The organism is Streptomyces sp. NPDC052064, from assembly GCF_055585925.1.
Window position 1 is genome coordinate 1 of sequence record NZ_JBVJJE010000022.1, and the last position, 15753, is coordinate 15753.

Annotated in this window: 13 protein-coding genes and 1 pseudogene; 6 read left to right on the forward strand and 8 right to left on the reverse strand. The window is 68.4% G+C overall.

Annotated elements, in window-relative coordinates:
• On the reverse strand, positions 1-305 hold a 305-nt coding region (locus tag ACZ6TU_RS38215; RefSeq protein WP_469553399.1), incomplete at its 3' end, for a transposase.
• Positions 306-909: 604 nt separating this feature from the next.
• On the opposite strand from ACZ6TU_RS38215, the gene ACZ6TU_RS38220 reads away from it, so the two are divergent.
• Positions 910-1443 carry an AAA family ATPase gene (locus ACZ6TU_RS38220; protein WP_467682116.1) on the forward strand — a complete coding sequence of 178 codons (534 nt, stop codon included), beginning with the start codon at positions 910-912 and terminating at the stop codon, positions 1441-1443.
• A 429-nt stretch (positions 1444-1872) separates the two neighbouring features.
• On the opposite strand, the gene ACZ6TU_RS38225 is transcribed toward ACZ6TU_RS38220, so the two are convergent.
• Both ACZ6TU_RS38225 and ACZ6TU_RS38230 read right to left on the reverse strand, forming a co-directional pair.
• Entirely contained in the window at positions 1873-2379 is a 507-nt protein-coding gene (locus tag ACZ6TU_RS38225; RefSeq protein WP_469553401.1) for a hypothetical protein, read from the reverse strand.
• Between the two features lie 396 nt (positions 2380-2775).
• Positions 2776-4165 (reverse strand): annotated as a pseudogene (locus ACZ6TU_RS38230) (NF041680 family putative transposase).
• Between the two features lie 147 nt (positions 4166-4312).
• Between ACZ6TU_RS38230 and ACZ6TU_RS38235 the strand changes: the two are divergent.
• Positions 4313-5116: an ATP-binding protein gene (locus ACZ6TU_RS38235; RefSeq protein ID WP_467682108.1), complete on the forward strand. Its 804-nt coding sequence runs from the start codon at positions 4313-4315 to the stop codon at positions 5114-5116.
• Between the two features lie 47 nt (positions 5117-5163).
• Here ACZ6TU_RS38235 and ACZ6TU_RS38240 read toward each other — a convergent pair whose 3' ends face one another.
• The 3 genes from ACZ6TU_RS38240 to ACZ6TU_RS38250 form a co-directional block, all read right to left on the reverse strand.
• Positions 5164-6702, reverse strand: coding sequence for an amidohydrolase family protein (locus tag ACZ6TU_RS38240; RefSeq protein WP_467682106.1), 1539 nt, complete (start codon positions 6700-6702; stop codon positions 5164-5166).
• A gap of 582 nt (positions 6703-7284) precedes the next feature.
• A complete protein-coding gene (locus tag ACZ6TU_RS38245; protein ID WP_467682104.1) occupies positions 7285-8004 on the reverse strand; it encodes an IS6 family transposase in 720 nt (239 codons plus the stop codon).
• A gap of 117 nt (positions 8005-8121) precedes the next feature.
• Positions 8122-9177, reverse strand: coding sequence for a helix-turn-helix transcriptional regulator (locus ACZ6TU_RS38250; protein WP_467682102.1), 1056 nt, complete (start codon positions 9175-9177; stop codon positions 8122-8124).
• A gap of 138 nt (positions 9178-9315) precedes the next feature.
• On the opposite strand from ACZ6TU_RS38250, the gene ACZ6TU_RS38255 reads away from it, so the two are divergent.
• The 4 genes from ACZ6TU_RS38255 (at position 9316) to ACZ6TU_RS38270 (ending at position 12885) form a co-directional block, all read left to right on the forward strand.
• A complete protein-coding gene (locus ACZ6TU_RS38255) occupies positions 9316-9759 on the forward strand; it encodes a hypothetical protein (RefSeq protein WP_467682100.1) in 444 nt (147 codons plus the stop codon).
• Positions 9759-10718 carry a hypothetical protein gene (locus ACZ6TU_RS38260; RefSeq protein WP_467682098.1) on the forward strand — a complete coding sequence of 320 codons (960 nt, stop codon included), beginning with the start codon at positions 9759-9761 and terminating at the stop codon, positions 10716-10718. Before ACZ6TU_RS38255 ends, ACZ6TU_RS38260 begins: the two co-directional genes overlap by 1 nt.
• A gap of 74 nt (positions 10719-10792) precedes the next feature.
• The gene (locus ACZ6TU_RS38265) at positions 10793-12526 is read left to right on the forward strand and encodes a PASTA domain-containing protein (RefSeq protein ID WP_467682096.1); all 1734 of its coding nucleotides are present in this window, start codon (positions 10793-10795) and stop codon (positions 12524-12526) included.
• Between the two features lie 164 nt (positions 12527-12690).
• Positions 12691-12885 carry a hypothetical protein gene (locus ACZ6TU_RS38270; RefSeq protein ID WP_469553408.1) on the forward strand — a complete coding sequence of 65 codons (195 nt, stop codon included), beginning with the start codon at positions 12691-12693 and terminating at the stop codon, positions 12883-12885.
• Between the two features lie 155 nt (positions 12886-13040).
• Here ACZ6TU_RS38270 and ACZ6TU_RS38275 read toward each other — a convergent pair whose 3' ends face one another.
• Together ACZ6TU_RS38275 and ACZ6TU_RS38280 are read right to left on the reverse strand one after the other, a co-directional pair.
• Entirely contained in the window at positions 13041-14444 is a 1404-nt protein-coding gene (locus tag ACZ6TU_RS38275) for an FAD-binding oxidoreductase (protein WP_467682094.1), read from the reverse strand.
• 546 nt (positions 14445-14990) lie between these two features.
• On the reverse strand, positions 14991-15707 hold the full coding sequence (locus tag ACZ6TU_RS38280) for an IS6 family transposase (RefSeq protein WP_467682092.1): 717 nt from the start codon (positions 15705-15707) through the stop codon (positions 14991-14993).
• Positions 15708-15753 lie beyond the last annotated feature (46 nt).

Here is a 15753-nt window from a genome sequence, read left to right on the forward strand (position 1 = left end):
CAGTCCAGCTCGCCCCGAGCGCCGAGTTCGTCGAGGATCACCCGGTGCAGCCTGGCCCACACCCGATCCCGGCTCCACTGAGCGAAGCGCCGGTAGACCGTGGGCCAAGCCGGCCCGAACACCGGCGGCAACTGCCGCCACGTGCAGCCCGAGGTGGCCACGAAGACGATCGCCGCCAGGCATTCGCGGTCCCCGGCCCGCCGTCGGCCGCCGCCCTGCGGGCGTATGACCTCCGTCGGCGGGACCACCCGCCGGAACAGCGTCCACAACTCGTCCGGCACCAACCGCTCGATCAGATCCGTCATGCACGGCTCAACGAGCAATCACGCCATCAGAAACGATGTCTAAGCGTGTGCCACGGAACATTGAGTGAGCTGTCAGGGCAGGCCAATGAAGTGTTCGCAGTCCGGACAGCGCCTCTTGGCGCTCAGTGCGGTGTTACCTGCCGTGGCCTGTGCAGGCTCAAGTTCACTGATCCTTGCCCACCGTCCTGGGGCTGGGTTGGGGATCCATCCCCATGCCGCGTCTTCGGGCGACTCCACATAGTGGACGCACGCACCCGGGATATGTGCGTAACCCCGTGGCGAGACCAGGATCCTGTCGAGGACGAAGCCCTTTGGGGCGCGCGGGGCGGCAGTCGCCCCGTCTGCCTCTCGAGGACTGCTTCCGTCTGCAGGGCAGTCGCAGCCTTCCCCAATGATCAGTTCGCACCTGTCGCATCGTCGTGAGCCCATGGCTCCAATGGTCGCGCAGGCTTCGATGGCACACGCTCAAGGTCCCGTGTCATAGGACACCGACCATGGCCGCACAGGCCCTGGCTATGACCCCGACCACGCTGCCGCGCGCCCCGTCCATGGCAGGTCAGGGCGTTCCTCGCCGTGCACGCGGGCCGGTAGCGTGCCCGCCGTGATGGTGGGCACCGAAGAAACCAGGCTGGTCGTGCTGCGCGGCAACAGCGCCTCGGGCAAGTCGTCCATCGCGGCCGGCATCCGTGAGAAGTTCGGCCGCGGCCTGGCCCTGGTCGGCCAGGACAACCTGCGCCGCATCGTCCTGCGCGAGCGGGACCGGCCCGGCGCGGCCAACATCGGCCTGATCGACCTGACCGCCCGCTACGCCCTTAACGCCGGGTTCCACGTCGTGGTGGAGGGCATCCTGTACGCCGACCGCTACGGCGACATGCTCGCCCAGCTGCGCGCCGACCACCGCGGCCCGACCCACAGCTACTACCTGGACGTGCCGTTCGAGGAAACCCTCGCCCGGCACGCCACCAAGCCGATCGCCGACGACGTCAGCGAGGCGCAGCTGCGGGACTGGTACCGGTCGCGCGATCTGCTGCCCGGCGGAGTCGAGACCGTCGTCGGCGCCGACAGCACTCTCGCCGTGACCGTCGACCGCATCATGCTCGACACCGGCCTGGCCGGCCTCCCGGCCGTGGATCGCTGACACCGCCCGGCGAGCACATCTTTCGGTTGCGGTGGATGTTGCGCTAAGCGTTGCGCTAGATGTTGCGGTAGACGTTGCGCGCACCCTCACCGCGTCCCGGAGTCTGCGCAGGTCACCACGGGCCTACGGCGTGGTCGGGCCGCTGACATCCCCGTTGCGGCCCCCTTCGCCCATGCCTGGCTGGAGTTGAGGATGAGGGAGGGGCGGGATAGGCGGCGCGGACGCAGCCGGGGATCGGGGCGCGCTCACGGTGTTGCGCGTCGGCGGGGCCGCCGCGCCCGCGCCACCGTCAGTGCGGCGGCGACGACCAGAGCGGGGCGTCGGCGGGGGAGAGGTCAGGGCGGGCACGGTGCAGGCGTGCGGGGTGGCGCCACCGACCGGAGGCACCGCGGATCGGGCTCCGAGATCGGCAGAGCGGAAAGTGGTGAGTCACCGACGCTTCGATGAAGCGGGAGGTTCGCCCCGATCCGGGTCACCGGGTGTGCCGAAGAAGTGGGCGTCCCATGCGATCAGTTTGTCTCGCAGGCGTGCAAACTCGTTGGCCAGGTCCCAGACGTCCTCGCTGGACACCAGGCCGATCTCTGGACGACTCAGTCCCTTGGTCCCTTTTACAGTCCGCCACCCATGGACTTCCTCGTCGTACACCCAGCAGCTATGGATGTACCGGTTGCGCTGCTCGAAGCCAGAGGTGCACAGGTCCAGGTCGTGCAGCAGCGCGGAACGGTCGTGAGCTGGGATCCGCTCCTCGGGGAGTGCGGCCAGCCGGGTCTTGGCCTTGGTGATGAAGTGCTTCACCGTTTCATGAGGCTTGTCCGTGTAGGGGCGCTCGACGCCGCCAAGATGGGCGTACAGGCCGTGCAGGATGTACTCGACTTCCGCAGCACGCTGCACGAGCACCCCCAGGCCGACAGTCAGTGCAACCTGCTCCTCGCTCATCCCCTCAAGTAGTTCCGTTGCGCCGGGAGGGACCTGCGGCGCCTCGGGCTGAGGAATGTCGGCGGGAGACGGGAAGGTCATGTCGGATCTTTCATCTTTCGCGCTGGCGATCGAGGGCGGATAGTCCGACTGACGTCATCACCAAACGGTTGTAGCGATATGCCAGAGACCACTGGGAGGCTGTTACGGGGCGTTGATGCGGGATGGACAATCCGTTCCATGCTGCTGAAGGATGCGCTGTTATGGCGGATCACGTACTTCTGGAAGCCGGAGATGACCTGGTGCGGCAGCTCTCGCATGAGCGAGAGGCCGTCAAGGCCGTCTTAGCTTGTTCTTTATCTACCAAGATCTTCCGGGCTTGCCGATGGCCTTGAGGGTCTCGGGGCGTTTGACGGTCTAGCCGACGTCGTAGCGGGGTGCCCGGTGTTTGTTCTTGACGCCGGGTGGCCGTCCAGGGCCGGCGCCTCGAGGTTTGGGGAACACGGGTCGGGCAGGCCAGGTGAGCGCGGATGTTCCTGAACCCTCGGCGGACCCGGGCGGGGGTGAGCCGGCCGGAGGCAGCTGGCTTCTCCCAGGGTCGGCGGAGGTCCTTGGCGAGGGGCCGGGCAAGCCGGAGCTGGGTGTGAGCGACGATCAGGATCCAGGTCCAGCGGTCCGCCGCCTCGGGACTACGGAGTTTCGGGGTGGTCCAGCCGAGGGTCTGCTTCGCGAAGCGGAAGGTGTGCTCCAGGTCGAAGCGGCGGAGAAATGCCTGCCAGAAACGGTCCACGTCGTCCGGAGTGACGCCGGTCTTGGAGGACCATAACCACACCGGCGGGGCATCACGGTCCTTCGACAGATGCTCGACCTTCAACCGGATCAACGTGCCCTCAACCAGGGGAAGTTCACCGTCATGGTCGAGCCATGAGGAGCGGTGGGTGAGCCTTGGGTGGACCCGGTCCCATGCCTGCGTCTCGGCCTTGTCGTAGTTGGTAGTTGCGGTGACCGTGGTGATCGCGGGCTCGGGCCAGGTCTCCGGCTTGGCGAAGCGGAATTCCGGGCCGTGCTTAGGCGGCCGGCCGCCCTTCGGGTCGTAGACACGAGGCGGCTTCGGCAGTCGCATGACGCGGTCGGAGCGGACCCGGCCGACGAGCTCGACCGGCAGATCGCGCAGGACCCAGGCCAGGCGGGTGACGTCGTAGCCAGCATCGCTGACGATCACGATGTCCGGGTCCCCGGCCCGCCACTGACCCGCGGCGATGAGCCGTTCAACGACTCCCCGCAGCTGGGCGGCGGTGACCGCGGTGGCGTCGTCCACCGGTCCGAGCCGGACCGCGTCCAGGATCGCGGTCCAAGAGGTGGCGCCCGGCTCCAGGACGGCGACGAAGGAGTAGGGCCAGCCCGGGATGAACTGCGACGCCGTCTTCGCCCGGCCATAGACATGGCAGAACAGCCGCTCGGCCGAGCATGGCGCGTCCGAACGAAGCCATGGCGACACATCGACGGCCAGGACCAGACGCCCGCCGTCGAACCGCGGCAGCGACAGCCCGGCCAGCACCGTCCGCACCTGCTCGACATCGATCCGGCCGTGGTTCAGGCCTCCGTACATCGCTCCGTGCCCACGCCGATGCTCGGTCAGCAGCGTCAGGTCCACCGGGGACTTCACCGCACCGTCCGCACACAGCACCGCATCCGTCAGCTCGAACAACTCGTCGCGCCGAGCGGTCAGACACTCGTAGAACTCGCCCCGGAAGCGTGACGCTTCCGCGAACGCATCCCTCCGCACAACATCAGGCAGCAGACTCACCCTCACGGCCTTCGTCTCGGTCACGTGCACCTTGGTCGGAGCACAGGATCAGACGAAGGCCGCCTCCACGTCCGGCAAACCCCCAGGTGAGCGACTCAGTACGAGACACCGTTCGAGGCCGGAAGAAAAAGAACAAGGTTAGAGCTGGTGTGGAACTCCCTCGACGCCGACGCTACTCAGGTCGACGTGGTCATCGAGCGAGCCGGCACCACGGGGGTAGACAAGATCGTCGTTACTGACGACGGCGACGGCATCACTCCGGAGAAGGCGCGCATTGCCTTTAAGCAGGTCGGCAACTCGGATAAGCGTGTAGGCGGCACCACCGACCGGCTACAGCGTCCGCTGCACGGGAAGGCTGGCCGCGGACGTCTGCGGGCCTTCGCCCTGGGCGACTCGACGCGTTGGACGAGCACGGCCCGCGCAGTCGACGGTGCCATGATGCGCACCACGATCGAGTCGGACATCCGCCGACGGACGACGTGGCGCATCGACACACAGCCAGCACCCGCAACAGACCGACCCAGCACCAAGGTTGAACTCTGGGGGAAGCAGGCCAGCCACCTCAACAAACTCCTGGAACCCAAAGCCGCCACCCAGATCACGGCAGCGCTCGCGCCCTATCTGCTGACCTGGACCGACGTCAGGGTCACCTACGACGGCCAGCGCATCGATCCGCAGACCCAGATCCAGGCCGAGGAATTCGAGGACCTCAGCTTCGACTACGACGGCCAGACGCATCCCTTCCACATCCGGCTGATCCACTGGCGCACGGGCGCAGAGCGCACCATCGCCCTGTGCGACGCCGCCAGCGCCCCGGTGGAGAGCCTCGACGTCTCCGCCGAACACGCTGACTTCTCCTACCCCTGGCCCCTGGACTGGCAACGCCACGGCTCTCGGCCGGCCTGTTTTGAGGCGCCCCGACGGACGAGTGCCGCAGCAGCGCGTCTTTGAGTTGCGGCTGGCACCACTCGTCGGCGAGGCCGTCGCCGGAAGGGCTGTCAGGGGTGTCCGCCGCAGCCGCAGCCCGTCATGGTCGCTCCCTCCTGGGGCGGCGGGGTCTGCGCGGCGTCCTTTTCCACCGCCGCGAGCAGCCGGCGCCGTTCCTCCGGCGGGATCCACCTGCCGTCGACGACCACCCCGTGGATGCGGCGGGTGTTGCGGACGTCACGCAGCGGGTCGGCGTCGAGTACGAGCAGATCGGCAGCCTGTCCGCGGGCCACGGTGCCGACGGCAGGCAGGCCGAGGGCGCGGGCGGCGTCCCGGGTGGCCGCGCACAGGGCATCAGCGGGGGTGAGGCCGGCCGCCACGAGCAGCGCCAGCTCGTCGTGGAGGGCGAAGCCCGGGACGAGGTATCCCGTGCCGGTGTCGGTGCCCGCCGCCAGCCGCACACCCTCTCCGTGCAGTTCGCTCACCAGCCGGAGCCGGTGCTCGAAGATCCGCCGGATCTGCCGGGCCTGCTCGGGGGTGCGCCCTCCGGTCAGGGCCGCCAGCTGGTCCGGCCAGCTCTCCGTCTGCCAGGCGGGCAGGTACTTCCACTCCTCGGCCCGGGACGGAACGTCGTCGGGCAGCTCCAGCGTGTGGTGCACGCTGAGCGTGGGGACGACGGCGGTCCCGTCGGCCGCCAGGCTCCGGAAGAGTGCGTCCGCCCGGTCCCGGTCGTAGCCCTGCACCGCCCGCCATTCCAGGGGATGTACCTGCTGGAACCAGCTGTGGTAGCGGGACAGGCTGCTGGGGTCGTGCGGGTCGATGCGTACGGCGGCCAGGCGGCGCCGTATCTCTTTCTCGTGCCGTGAGGTCGCCAGGAGCAGCGCGTGCAGGTGCTCGATGGTGCGGTGGCCGGTGGCGCTCGCCTCCGCGATCCGTACGGTGTCGGGGCAGTGCCCGAGGTGGGGGATGCCCTGGCGCTGTGCCTCGTCCGCGATGGCGAAGTAGGCCTCGCGGGAGAGGCGGGAGTACACCTTGACGAAGTCCGCCCCCTCGCGCTTGATCCGCCGTACGGCGCGCCGGGCCTCGGCCGCGTCGCGTACCTCGATGGTCGGGCCCACGTCGGCCGCCCACAGTGAGGGCGTGCCGTCGACGATGGGGCTGCCGACCACCCAGCGGGGGCCGAGCAGTGCACCGCTGCGGATCTTCTCGCGCCACTCGTGGTGGACCGGCCGGCCCCACATCTCCCGGACCGTGGTGACGCCGGCGAGGGCGTACAGCGCCGGGATCACTGTCTCCGGGCCGTCGCTGTGGGTGTGCGCCTCGACCAGTCCCGGGATCAGGTACTTGCCGCTCAGGTCGACCGTGCGGGTGCCCGGGCGGAGCCGGGTGCGTGCGCTCGGGGCGAGTTGGGTGATGCGGCCGCCCTCGACGACGACCGTCATGCCGGGGGCCGGGGGTGCTCCCGATCCGTCGATCACGGTGACGTGAGTGAGCGCCAACGGGTCGGTTCCGGCGCCGTTTCCGGCCCTCGCCCCGGCCGCGCGTGCCGTGCTCGTCAGTGCCGTACCCGTGATGGCGGCGGCCCCGGCCAGGAACCCTCGTCGTGCCATGCCGCGATGTGCCCCAACTGTCGCTTCGGACATGCTGTTTCCCCTCCCGCTCGTGAATCCGTCGGCCGTTGTCCGCCGACCCCCACGACTCTGGCGGACACGGGGCGATAGGGCAGTGCGGCCAGACGGTGCGTTCGGGGGTGTTGCTGGGACCACCGGGGGCTTCCCCGGCGTTGGGGTTGCCCCGCGCCTCGGGGGAATCACAATCACGTCCTCAGGAGACCGTCGCTTGGTGCGTCGCCTCCGGGAGCGGGTCGGCGCGGCGGGCCAGTTCGAGGAGGGCGCGTAGGGGACGTTCACCGGCCTCCAGCTCGCTGACGGACAGCCTGCGGTCGGCGTCGGAGACGTCTCAGGTCGAGTCGGGGGAGCGGTCGTAGAGTCCGGTCTGGTGACGGTGTGCGCGGAGCGCAGCGTGGTGCAGTCGGTGCCGAGCGCGGCCAACTGGGCATGCAGCGGCTCCGAGCTCCAGGCAGTGGAGGATTCGTAGCGGTCCAGAGCCTGAGAGCGGCGCTGTCACGTTGGTGGGTGGGTAGGTGTCTGATGGTGCGTCGTGGCGTGGTGGAGCCCGGTTCCGGAGTGTGCTCAGGCCGTGGTGGAGAGGCTGGCGACTCCGGTGATCTGTTCCCAGATTGCGAAGCGGACGGTCATCTCGGCTCGGTAGTCGTGTGTGGACAGCCGGTGGCGTCGGGGCCGGAAGTGGGGTGAGATGCCGCTGAACGCGGACAGGAACCGCTGCGCCCCTCCAGCGGAGCGGAAGCCCTTCATTGCGCGTTCGCGCTGCCTCGTTGGCTGGTGGCTGTTCTCGGCCCGGTTGTTCAGGTATTTCGACTGTCGGTGCTCGACGCAGGGCATGACCTCGCGGTGGGCCGCGCCGTAGGAGCGGAGCTTGTCGGTGACGAGCACCCTCGGCACCGCACCCGTCTTCTTGAGGAGGCGACGGAATAAGCGCCTGGCCGCGGCCTTGTCCCGCCGGTTCTGCACCAGGATGTCCAGCACCATGCCGTCCTGGTCGACCGCCCGCCACAGGTACTGCAACCGCCCGTTGACCTTGATGAAGACCTCGTCCAGGTGCCACTTGTCACCGGGCCGCGGCTGCCTGCGGCGCAGCGCGTTGGCATAGGCCTGCCCGAACTTGGCGCACGAGCGGCGGATCGTTTCGTGGGAGACGACGATCCCGCGCTCGAGCATGAGCTCCTCGACCTCGCGGAACGACAGCGGAAAGCGGTGATACAGCCACACGCAGTGGGAGAGGACTTCGACTGGGTACCGATGACCCTTGTAAGACGGCGACACGGCCCCCACGGACAGCCCCCTCCAGCACGATCAACCAAAAGATCATCCCACCCGCTCAGCCAACGTGACAGCGCCGTTTTCGAGGATGGCGACCAGGTTGTCGCCGGAGACTTCGTGAGTCGGCCGTCAGTCGAACCATCCAAGCCGCGCGGCGCTGGCTGCTGCCGCGAAGCGGGTGCGGACACCGAGTTCGTCCATGGCGTCGGCCACACGTTGGCGAACCGTCCGCACGGACATGCCCAGGCGGCGGGCCACCGCTTCATCGGACAGGCCTTGGGCGAGAAGGCGGAGAACGCTGCGCTGATCACGTGCGCCCGTCGATGGAGCGGCTGTGGGGACGGCCCTGCGCCAGAGTTCCTCGAACAGGCCCCGAAGTGCGGAGACCAGGGCCGGCGCCTGCACGAGGTGGTGGGCCATCCCGTCGTGCGAGGGGTCCTGACCCCACACGAACGGGATCCCGGCATAGTGCGGCCCTAGGATGTGGAACCAGCTGGGCAGATCTGGCGCGGAACGAAACTGCCCCCCGGCTTTGCTCAGCAGGTCCATGGCCGACCCCACGACGGGTACCTCCGGCAATTCCGGCGACACGATGCACCGCAGGGTGACGGCACCGGCCCGGAGGAGCTCGGCAAAGCGCGCGACGTACTCGGGGGTCAGCAACTCGAATGTTCCGGGATCCGGGTTGACCGAGAGGCTCTCTACGTTTGCATGAGCGGCGGCGGTGGCTGAGGCCCGTTGCCAGTGATCGGATATGTCCTGGACCGTCACGAGTGGGTCTCCGGCGGCCGTGCTCGAAGCGTCGAGGTCGGTGAACCGCTCGATGGCATTGAGCAGTTCGGTTGTTCGAGCCGTCTGTGCGGCAGCCTGCATCAGCCGGTCACGCACGAGGCGGGCCATTGCGGTCGCCGGGCGGCCGGCTCGTACACGGCCTGCCTCGCAATGCACCAGGCCGAGGCTCGCCAAGAGGTCCAGCGCCGCGCCTGTGCGGGTAGGCGACAAACCGACCTCGGAGGCGAGGTCAGCCGGGTAGCGGTCAGGCCTTGCAAGAGCGGCCTCGTAGACCGCGAGGGCCTTGTGGTCGATGCCCCATGGTTCCAGCGGGTTGGTCGTCACCGTCTGAACATCCCAGCCGCATGCAGCTGCAAAACGTGTCGAGGCGTCTGCATTTTGCTGCAGTTGCATCCTTTGTCGCTGGTTGGCAGCCACTGAGGTCGCGGACGATGGTCAACGGGCCCGACTCGTCGGCCTCAGGCCGTCCGATGCCGGGCGGCCGCACCGCCGACCCTGGTGGTGCCCAGGTAGATTCGCCGGGGGGAATCCGTGGCAGCTCAAGGCTGGTCGGTCACACTTCGTCTCGACAGTGAGGGGCAAACCCGGAACCTGGCCCTGCCGGTGACGAATCCCTTCGGTATTGGCCATGCCTGGATCACCCTGACAGCCCCCGGCGGACGGCACATCGAATTCGGCTACTTCCCGAGCGAGACGACCTGGGCCACGGGGTATGGCTTCCAGGCACCCGGAGAGCTCCGGGTGCGTGATGAGAGCCACCTGGCAGCCCAGGACGCGGCGTTCACCTTTCCCATCACCGTTGCCCAGGCGGCGAGGATCCTGCAGACGGCGGAACAGACGCGGCGTGAGCCAGGCACTTATGAGGCGCTCACCCACAACTGCCTTACGGTGGCGCATCACATCCTCACCAGCGCCCACGTGCCGCTGCCGGACCTGTACGGCCCTCTGCAGCAGACGCGGTGGCCGGTGGACTGATGTCAGGGATCACCGATCTGCCCGTCGGCCCGCTGTGCATGGACGACCCTGCCGGATTCATCTGGATGCTGCGGCTCAGCGAGGCCGGTCGCGAGGCCGAGCAGCGCAACCGGCAGGAAGCGCCGAGTGGCGATCACGGCATGCCCACGTTTGACGCGTTCCGCGAGGCGGCTGCAGCCGGTCTCCCGGAGCCCGTGGCGTCAGGACCGGCTGCACCCGAGGAGGGGCATATGGCGAAGGTGTCCAGTGACCAGCACGCCATCGAGGTGTACTGGCAGACCCCGCAAGGCTGGCATCACGCGGTGCTAGAGCCAAAAGCGAGCACGGGCATGGATCTCAAGCGGCAATCCGGGGACTTCGTGCACGACGGCCAGCTGGTCGTCTACCTGGACGGTGCGGGGCGATGGCACCCGGCCCAGGTCGAGCACAAGTACCTGCGTGACGGAGAGTTCCGGGCCCTGCAACTGCACACGGTGGGCCCCCACCAGCATCTGCTTCATCCGCTGTCCGACGCTCCCCGCAGCGACACCCCCGTGCCCGGCAGCGGGCATCCGACTGCCGCGCAGATCGATGCAATGCACCACCACGCTGACGGGCCGCATTCCTCACTTCCACAGCCCGGCGACGACGTGCTGGGTGCGATCGCGGCGTTGACCCCGCAGCCGCCCTTCCATCTGCATGAGCCCGAGCCCTCCGTGGCTTCTCCCACGGGCCCCGATCCCGAGGTCGGGACGGATATTGCCACAATCATCGCAGACCTGCCGGCGGATCTGCCGTACGGGCAGCAGCCTTCCGGCGGCTCCGATGCCTTGTCCGCGCGGATCCTGGACGCCCTCGCCGAACAGCAGCCGGCCCCCGAGGCGAATCAGGCTTCCGTCGATGAGCCGGGCACGAGTGAGTCCAGGACCGAGGACGACACCGCCTACAACTCAGGCCCCTACGAATCGGCTTCAGGCTGACCACCGTCTGACCTCGACAGGAACAGCGAGTCACACGGGACGAGCACGACGTGCAGTGCGACGGGGGGAATCTCATGACCACTTCCGCAGACGCCGGGGACCGGCTCCGGCAGGCCGACGCCCTCGGCGAGCAGGGCCGTGCCCAGGAGGCCGCGCGGATCTACCTGACGCTGATCGGCGACCCTCTGCTGTCCGGCCGTGCCTGCCTGGGCATCGGCAGGCTGCTGCACCGGGCCGGAAAATACGAGGAAGCCGAGCAGATGCTGCGCCGGGCGCTGTCCGACCCGGCATGCGAGCCGGAGGTGCTGGTACTACTCGCCCGGATCGACCTGGCTCAGGGCGGGGCCGAGGACGCCGCCGTCCACTACCGGCGCTGTCTGCGGATCACCGAGGCATCATCTCCATGGCACATCGCCGCAGAGCGTGAGCTGGCGCAGGCCCGTCCCGCGGCCATCACACCATCGGCCAACTCGCCCACAGTGACCTCCACAGCCCCGACACTCCCTCATACGGCTGCCGCGGCGAGCCCCGCACCGCCCAACGGGCGCCGTTCCGTTGCGGAGGCCGAGGTCAGCAGGCAGTACCGCCGGAGCATCGTCGGCACGGTCACCGACAAGAGCAGCCACCAAGAGAACTATCTCGGAATGATGAACGCAGTCGCCGTCCACGACCTCACTCTGGAGACTCCCGACGGCGAGATCGTCACGGTCACGCTCTCGGGCACCGCCATCAGCGGCCCCGTACCCAAGGAGCACGAGGTCGTCGAGATCGATCTCGGCGCCTCGAAGAAGCGCGGAGCCGGACAGGCGTACCTGACGAGACGCCTGTTCAATCACTCGCGCAACGCACCCGTCGAGACCAGGACGAGCGCGTCAGGCGCAAGAGGAGCAGGCCGCTATCTGTACTGGCTATTCGGCGCAGCGGTCGTCGGCTTCATGATCTACGTCTTCGGAACCCTGTTCGGCCTCTGGAGCGGGCCGGGGCCAGATCTGCCGCAGGCTGGTTTGACCACCCACACCCTCACAGTGCCCGCTCTCAACGGCGTCGAATCGACCACCGTGGACGCCACACTGTCTCGAACCGGTTTCCAGCCGGGCGAGTACGCCGTCGAACACCTCCGCAACAGTGCCCCAGCGGGGTCCGTGATCGCGACCGACCCGGCCGCAGGCGCCACCGTCACAGTCATACGCACGCCAGGGGCCACACCCCAGGTCGTACTCACCGTCAGTCTTTCCTCTGGACCCCAGGGCAGAGATCTCCCGCCCCAGACCACCACGACCAAAACACCAGCATCCGGCGCCGACTCCAAGCCGAAAGGAAGCAGCACCGGAAGCAGCGACAGCAGCAGTGACGGCGGAAAGACCGACATGGGCAAAGTCGCAGTCCCGGCCGTCGCCGGCCAGACTTTAGACACGGCGCGGCACGCACTGGAGCAGACAGGCTTCGCCGTTCAGGTGGCGTACGACGCCCAAAGCGGGGCGCGCCCGCTGACCGCAGTGCGCACCTCACCGGCCGCAGGCACGACCCAAGAGCGGGGACGCACCATCACCCTGTACCTTTCGCTGGCGGAAATGCCCGTGCTGGCGAACGGTTCCATGCCCCTGGCAGAGGCGCGCCGCGTGCTGGAGAAGGCCGGCATCACCGGACCGCTACAGTTCGACTGTGACTCCTCGGAGCACGCGATCGTCACCGGTCAGTCCCCCTCCAGCGGCGACCGAGTGAACCCCACAGCTCCGGTGAGTCTTTGTGCCCCGGCCGACGAGCGGGTTTCCGTTCCCCCAACCACCGGGCCGCCCCCAGGTGCGTAAGAACTCCTAACGAAATGATCTTCGAGGTGGTTGGATCGCTCCGGGACCGTTGATCCGGGGGTGCGGGATGGCCCGGCCGAAGCCGTGGGTTGTCGATGACGAGTTGTGGGCCCTTCGCACCGGCGACGACACCGTTCAGCACGCCCGCAGGGGTGACGAACGGGATGACGTTCGACTTCTGGGGTCGTGCTGATGAATGCGGCGACCGGCGCGGACGTCAGCACGCCAACCGCGACCTCGATGCCTTCGCACAGCAAGGACCCGAGCACCACGAACGGCTCGGACCGGAGATGCGCACGCAAGCCAAGACGGCGAGCTGTGTGTTCGATTGCCCAGGCGCCCACAGTTGCCCGGCTTGACGAGTTAGGCGCCTGAGGTGTCTATGCGGTCAGAGCACGGCCCTGACGGCGCACTCATCTACGTGATCACGGACAACCTGTCCGCCCACAAGGTGAGTACGCGGACACTTGCCCATACCGTGCGCCTCGCAGCGAAGATCGCGCGTGACGGTGCGTCAGGCTGCGGCGGGAGTGACGTTGGCGTTCCGGTGGAAGACGTTCTCCGGGTCGTACTTGGACTTGATCCGGGCCAGCCGCTGGTACTTCTCCGGCCCGTACGACGCCCGGACGCGGTCCTCTTCGATCTCTGTCATGAAGTTGACGTAGCCACCGGACCCGACCGCGTGCGGCAGCAGCTCGGTCCACAGCGCCCTGACCCAGGCGGTGTCGGCCACCAGCTCCTCCGGGTCGAAGGTGAGGGCGGTGAGGGCCATCATGTAGCCAGGTTCCCGCGGGCTTCCGTAGGCCGTGGCGTCATCGTCGACCTCGCTGAAGGCGCCGTCCAGCCGGAAGGTCGGGCAGAAGGTCAGCGGCGAGGTCTTGCGCCGCAGGTAGTCGTTCAGCAGCGCGATCATGTCGTCGGTCAACTCCGTCACGGGGAGGCCCTTCTCGTAGTCGAGGATCCCGTACGGCGAGGAGTCGTCGAGCATGCTCTGCAGGTGGGTGTAGGGCAGCGGGGTCCGCATCTCGAAGAGCCTCGGTGGCCCACCGTCCAGCAGGGCGGCCGCGGCGGCATGCTCCTCCGCGCTGCCGAACCCTGCGATGATCAGCGCGTGGCCGAGCTTGCCGTGGTGCTCGACCGGTACGAAGGGCTCCGGCGGGGCGCTCAACCCGATGCCGACCAGCACACTGTGCCTCGGCGGCAGCGCCGGCACCACCTCGCGGATCAACTCCATCGCCTCGCGGCCCACCGACATGTCCCAGAAGAAGACACCGACGTGCACCTCGGGCCCCACCGCGTGCAGCCCGAAATCGAAGGCCGTGACCACCCCGAAGTTCCCACCGCCTCCGCGCAGCGCCCAGAACAGGTCCGGGTTCTCCTTCGCCGACGCGTGCACCAGGGTGCCGTTGGCCAGCACCACTTCGGCGCCCAGCAGATTGTCGACGGTCAGTCCGTGGTGGCGGGTGAGCCAGCCCATGCCACCACCGAGGGTCAGGCCGCCGACGCCCGTGTGGCTGATGGTGCCGGACGGCACGGCGAGACCGTGCGCCTGGGTGGCGGCGTCGAGCTGGGCGAGGGTGACTCCGCCGCCGCAGCGGGCGGTGCGGGCCTCGGGGTCGACCGTGACGGCGTGCATCGCCGTCAGGTCGACGACCAACCCGTCGGGGCAGACGGCGGCACCCGCCGGGTTGTGCCCCCCACCGCGTACCGACACCTCGAGGTGCTCGTCACGGGCGAAGGACAGCGCGGCGGCTACATCCGCGGGTTCGACGCAGCGGACCAGCAGGGCGGGGCGGTGGTCGATGGCTCCGTTGGCCACGGAGCGGGCGGCGTCGTACTCAGGATGCTCGGGCCCGAGGACATCTCCCCTGATCCGGCCCTTGAGCGAGCCGACGGCACGATCGGTGAGCTGGGTCACGACAGCCTCCGCGGAGCAGACGAGGCCTACCCCTGCCACGCTAGCCCCCGTCCCGCAGAATCACAATTCACGCAAACCGGGTAAGGGATCCTGCCAGAGCACCCCGGCGACGGGATGCGGTTCGACCTCAACTCGGCCAAGATTGCCGGTTAGAGCACTAGCGCCGCGGCGCACCGCGGTGGGATAGCCGAGCAGCCTGGCGGCCGCCTCGGCAGATGGCTGAGCGTTCAACCAGGTAGGACGGCACGTGCGGGCGCAGCCCTGTGGGACCCACAAGAGCTGGACCAGATCAACTGAGACGGCATCCGGCATCCCCCGGCCAGGAGAGCACAACCGAAGCTTGGCCGGAACCTCCACTCGCTGGCACCGAGGCAGCAGCCATCCTCGGCGCCCTCGAACGCCAGCGGGCCACCCTGGCCTGGAAGTGCTCCGGCCTGGACGCCTCCGGCCGCGCCGAGTTCCGCGCGCAGGGGCGCTGTCACGTTGTTGGGTGGGTGGTGTCTGATGGTGCGTCGCGGCGTGGTGGAGCCCGGTTCCGGGCGGTGCTCAGGCCGCGGTGGCGAGGCCGGCGACGCCGGTGAGATGCTCCCAGATTGCGAAGCGGACGGTCATCTCGGCGCGGTAGTCGTGTGCGGGCATCAGATGGCGGCGGGGCCGGAAGTGGGGCGAGATACCGCTGAACGCGGACAGGAACCGCTGGGCTGCGCCGGTGCTCCGGAAGCCCTTCATCGCGCGTTCGCGCTGTCTAGTGGGCTGGTGGCTGTTCTCGGCCCGGTTGTTCAGGTATTTCGACTGCCGGTGCTCGACGCAGGGCATGACCTCGCGGTGAGCGGCGCCGTAGGAGCGCAGCTTGTCCGTGACGACCACCCGCGGCACCGCGCCTGTCTTGAGGAGTCGGCGGAAGAATCGCTTCGCCGCGGTCTTGTCCCGCCGGTTCTGCACCAGGATATCCAGCACCATGCCGTCCTGGTCGACAGCCCGCCAGAGGTACTTGCGCTCGCCGTTGATCTTGATGAAGACCTCGTCCAGGTGCCACTTGTCACCAGGCCGGGGCTGGCGGCGGCGCAGCGAATTGGCGTACTGCTGCCCGAACTTCATGCACCAGCGGCGGGTGGTCTCGTAGGAGACGATCACGCCGCGCTGAAGCATTAGCTCCTCGACCTCACGGAAGCTGAGCGGGAACCGGAAGTACAGCCACACGCAGTGGGAGATCACCTCGACCGGGTACCGGTGACCCCTGTGCGACGGCGACACGCTCCCCACGGACGATCCCCCTCCACCATGATCAACCCGGAGATCATCCCACCCG

Excerpts from the sequence above, each read along its gene's own strand:
- ACZ6TU_RS38220 (WP_467682116.1), top strand. The coding sequence starts at position 910 with ATGGTGGGCACCGAAGAAACCAGGCTGGTCGTGCTGCGCGGCAACAGC.
- ACZ6TU_RS38225 (WP_469553401.1), bottom strand. The coding sequence starts at position 2,379 with ATGAGCGAGGAGCAGGTTGCACTGACTGTCGGCCTGGGGGTGCTCGTG.
- ACZ6TU_RS38240 (WP_467682106.1), bottom strand. The coding sequence starts at position 6,702 with ATGGCACGACGAGGGTTCCTGGCCGGGGCCGCCGCCATCACGGGTACG.
- ACZ6TU_RS38250 (WP_467682102.1), bottom strand. The coding sequence starts at position 9,177 with ATGCAACTGCAGCAAAATGCAGACGCCTCGACACGTTTTGCAGCTGCA.
- ACZ6TU_RS38260 (WP_467682098.1), top strand. The coding sequence starts at position 9,759 with ATGTCAGGGATCACCGATCTGCCCGTCGGCCCGCTGTGCATGGACGAC.
- ACZ6TU_RS38265 (WP_467682096.1), top strand. The coding sequence starts at position 10,793 with ATGACCACTTCCGCAGACGCCGGGGACCGGCTCCGGCAGGCCGACGCC.
- ACZ6TU_RS38270 (WP_469553408.1), top strand. The coding sequence starts at position 12,691 with ATGACGTTCGACTTCTGGGGTCGTGCTGATGAATGCGGCGACCGGCGC.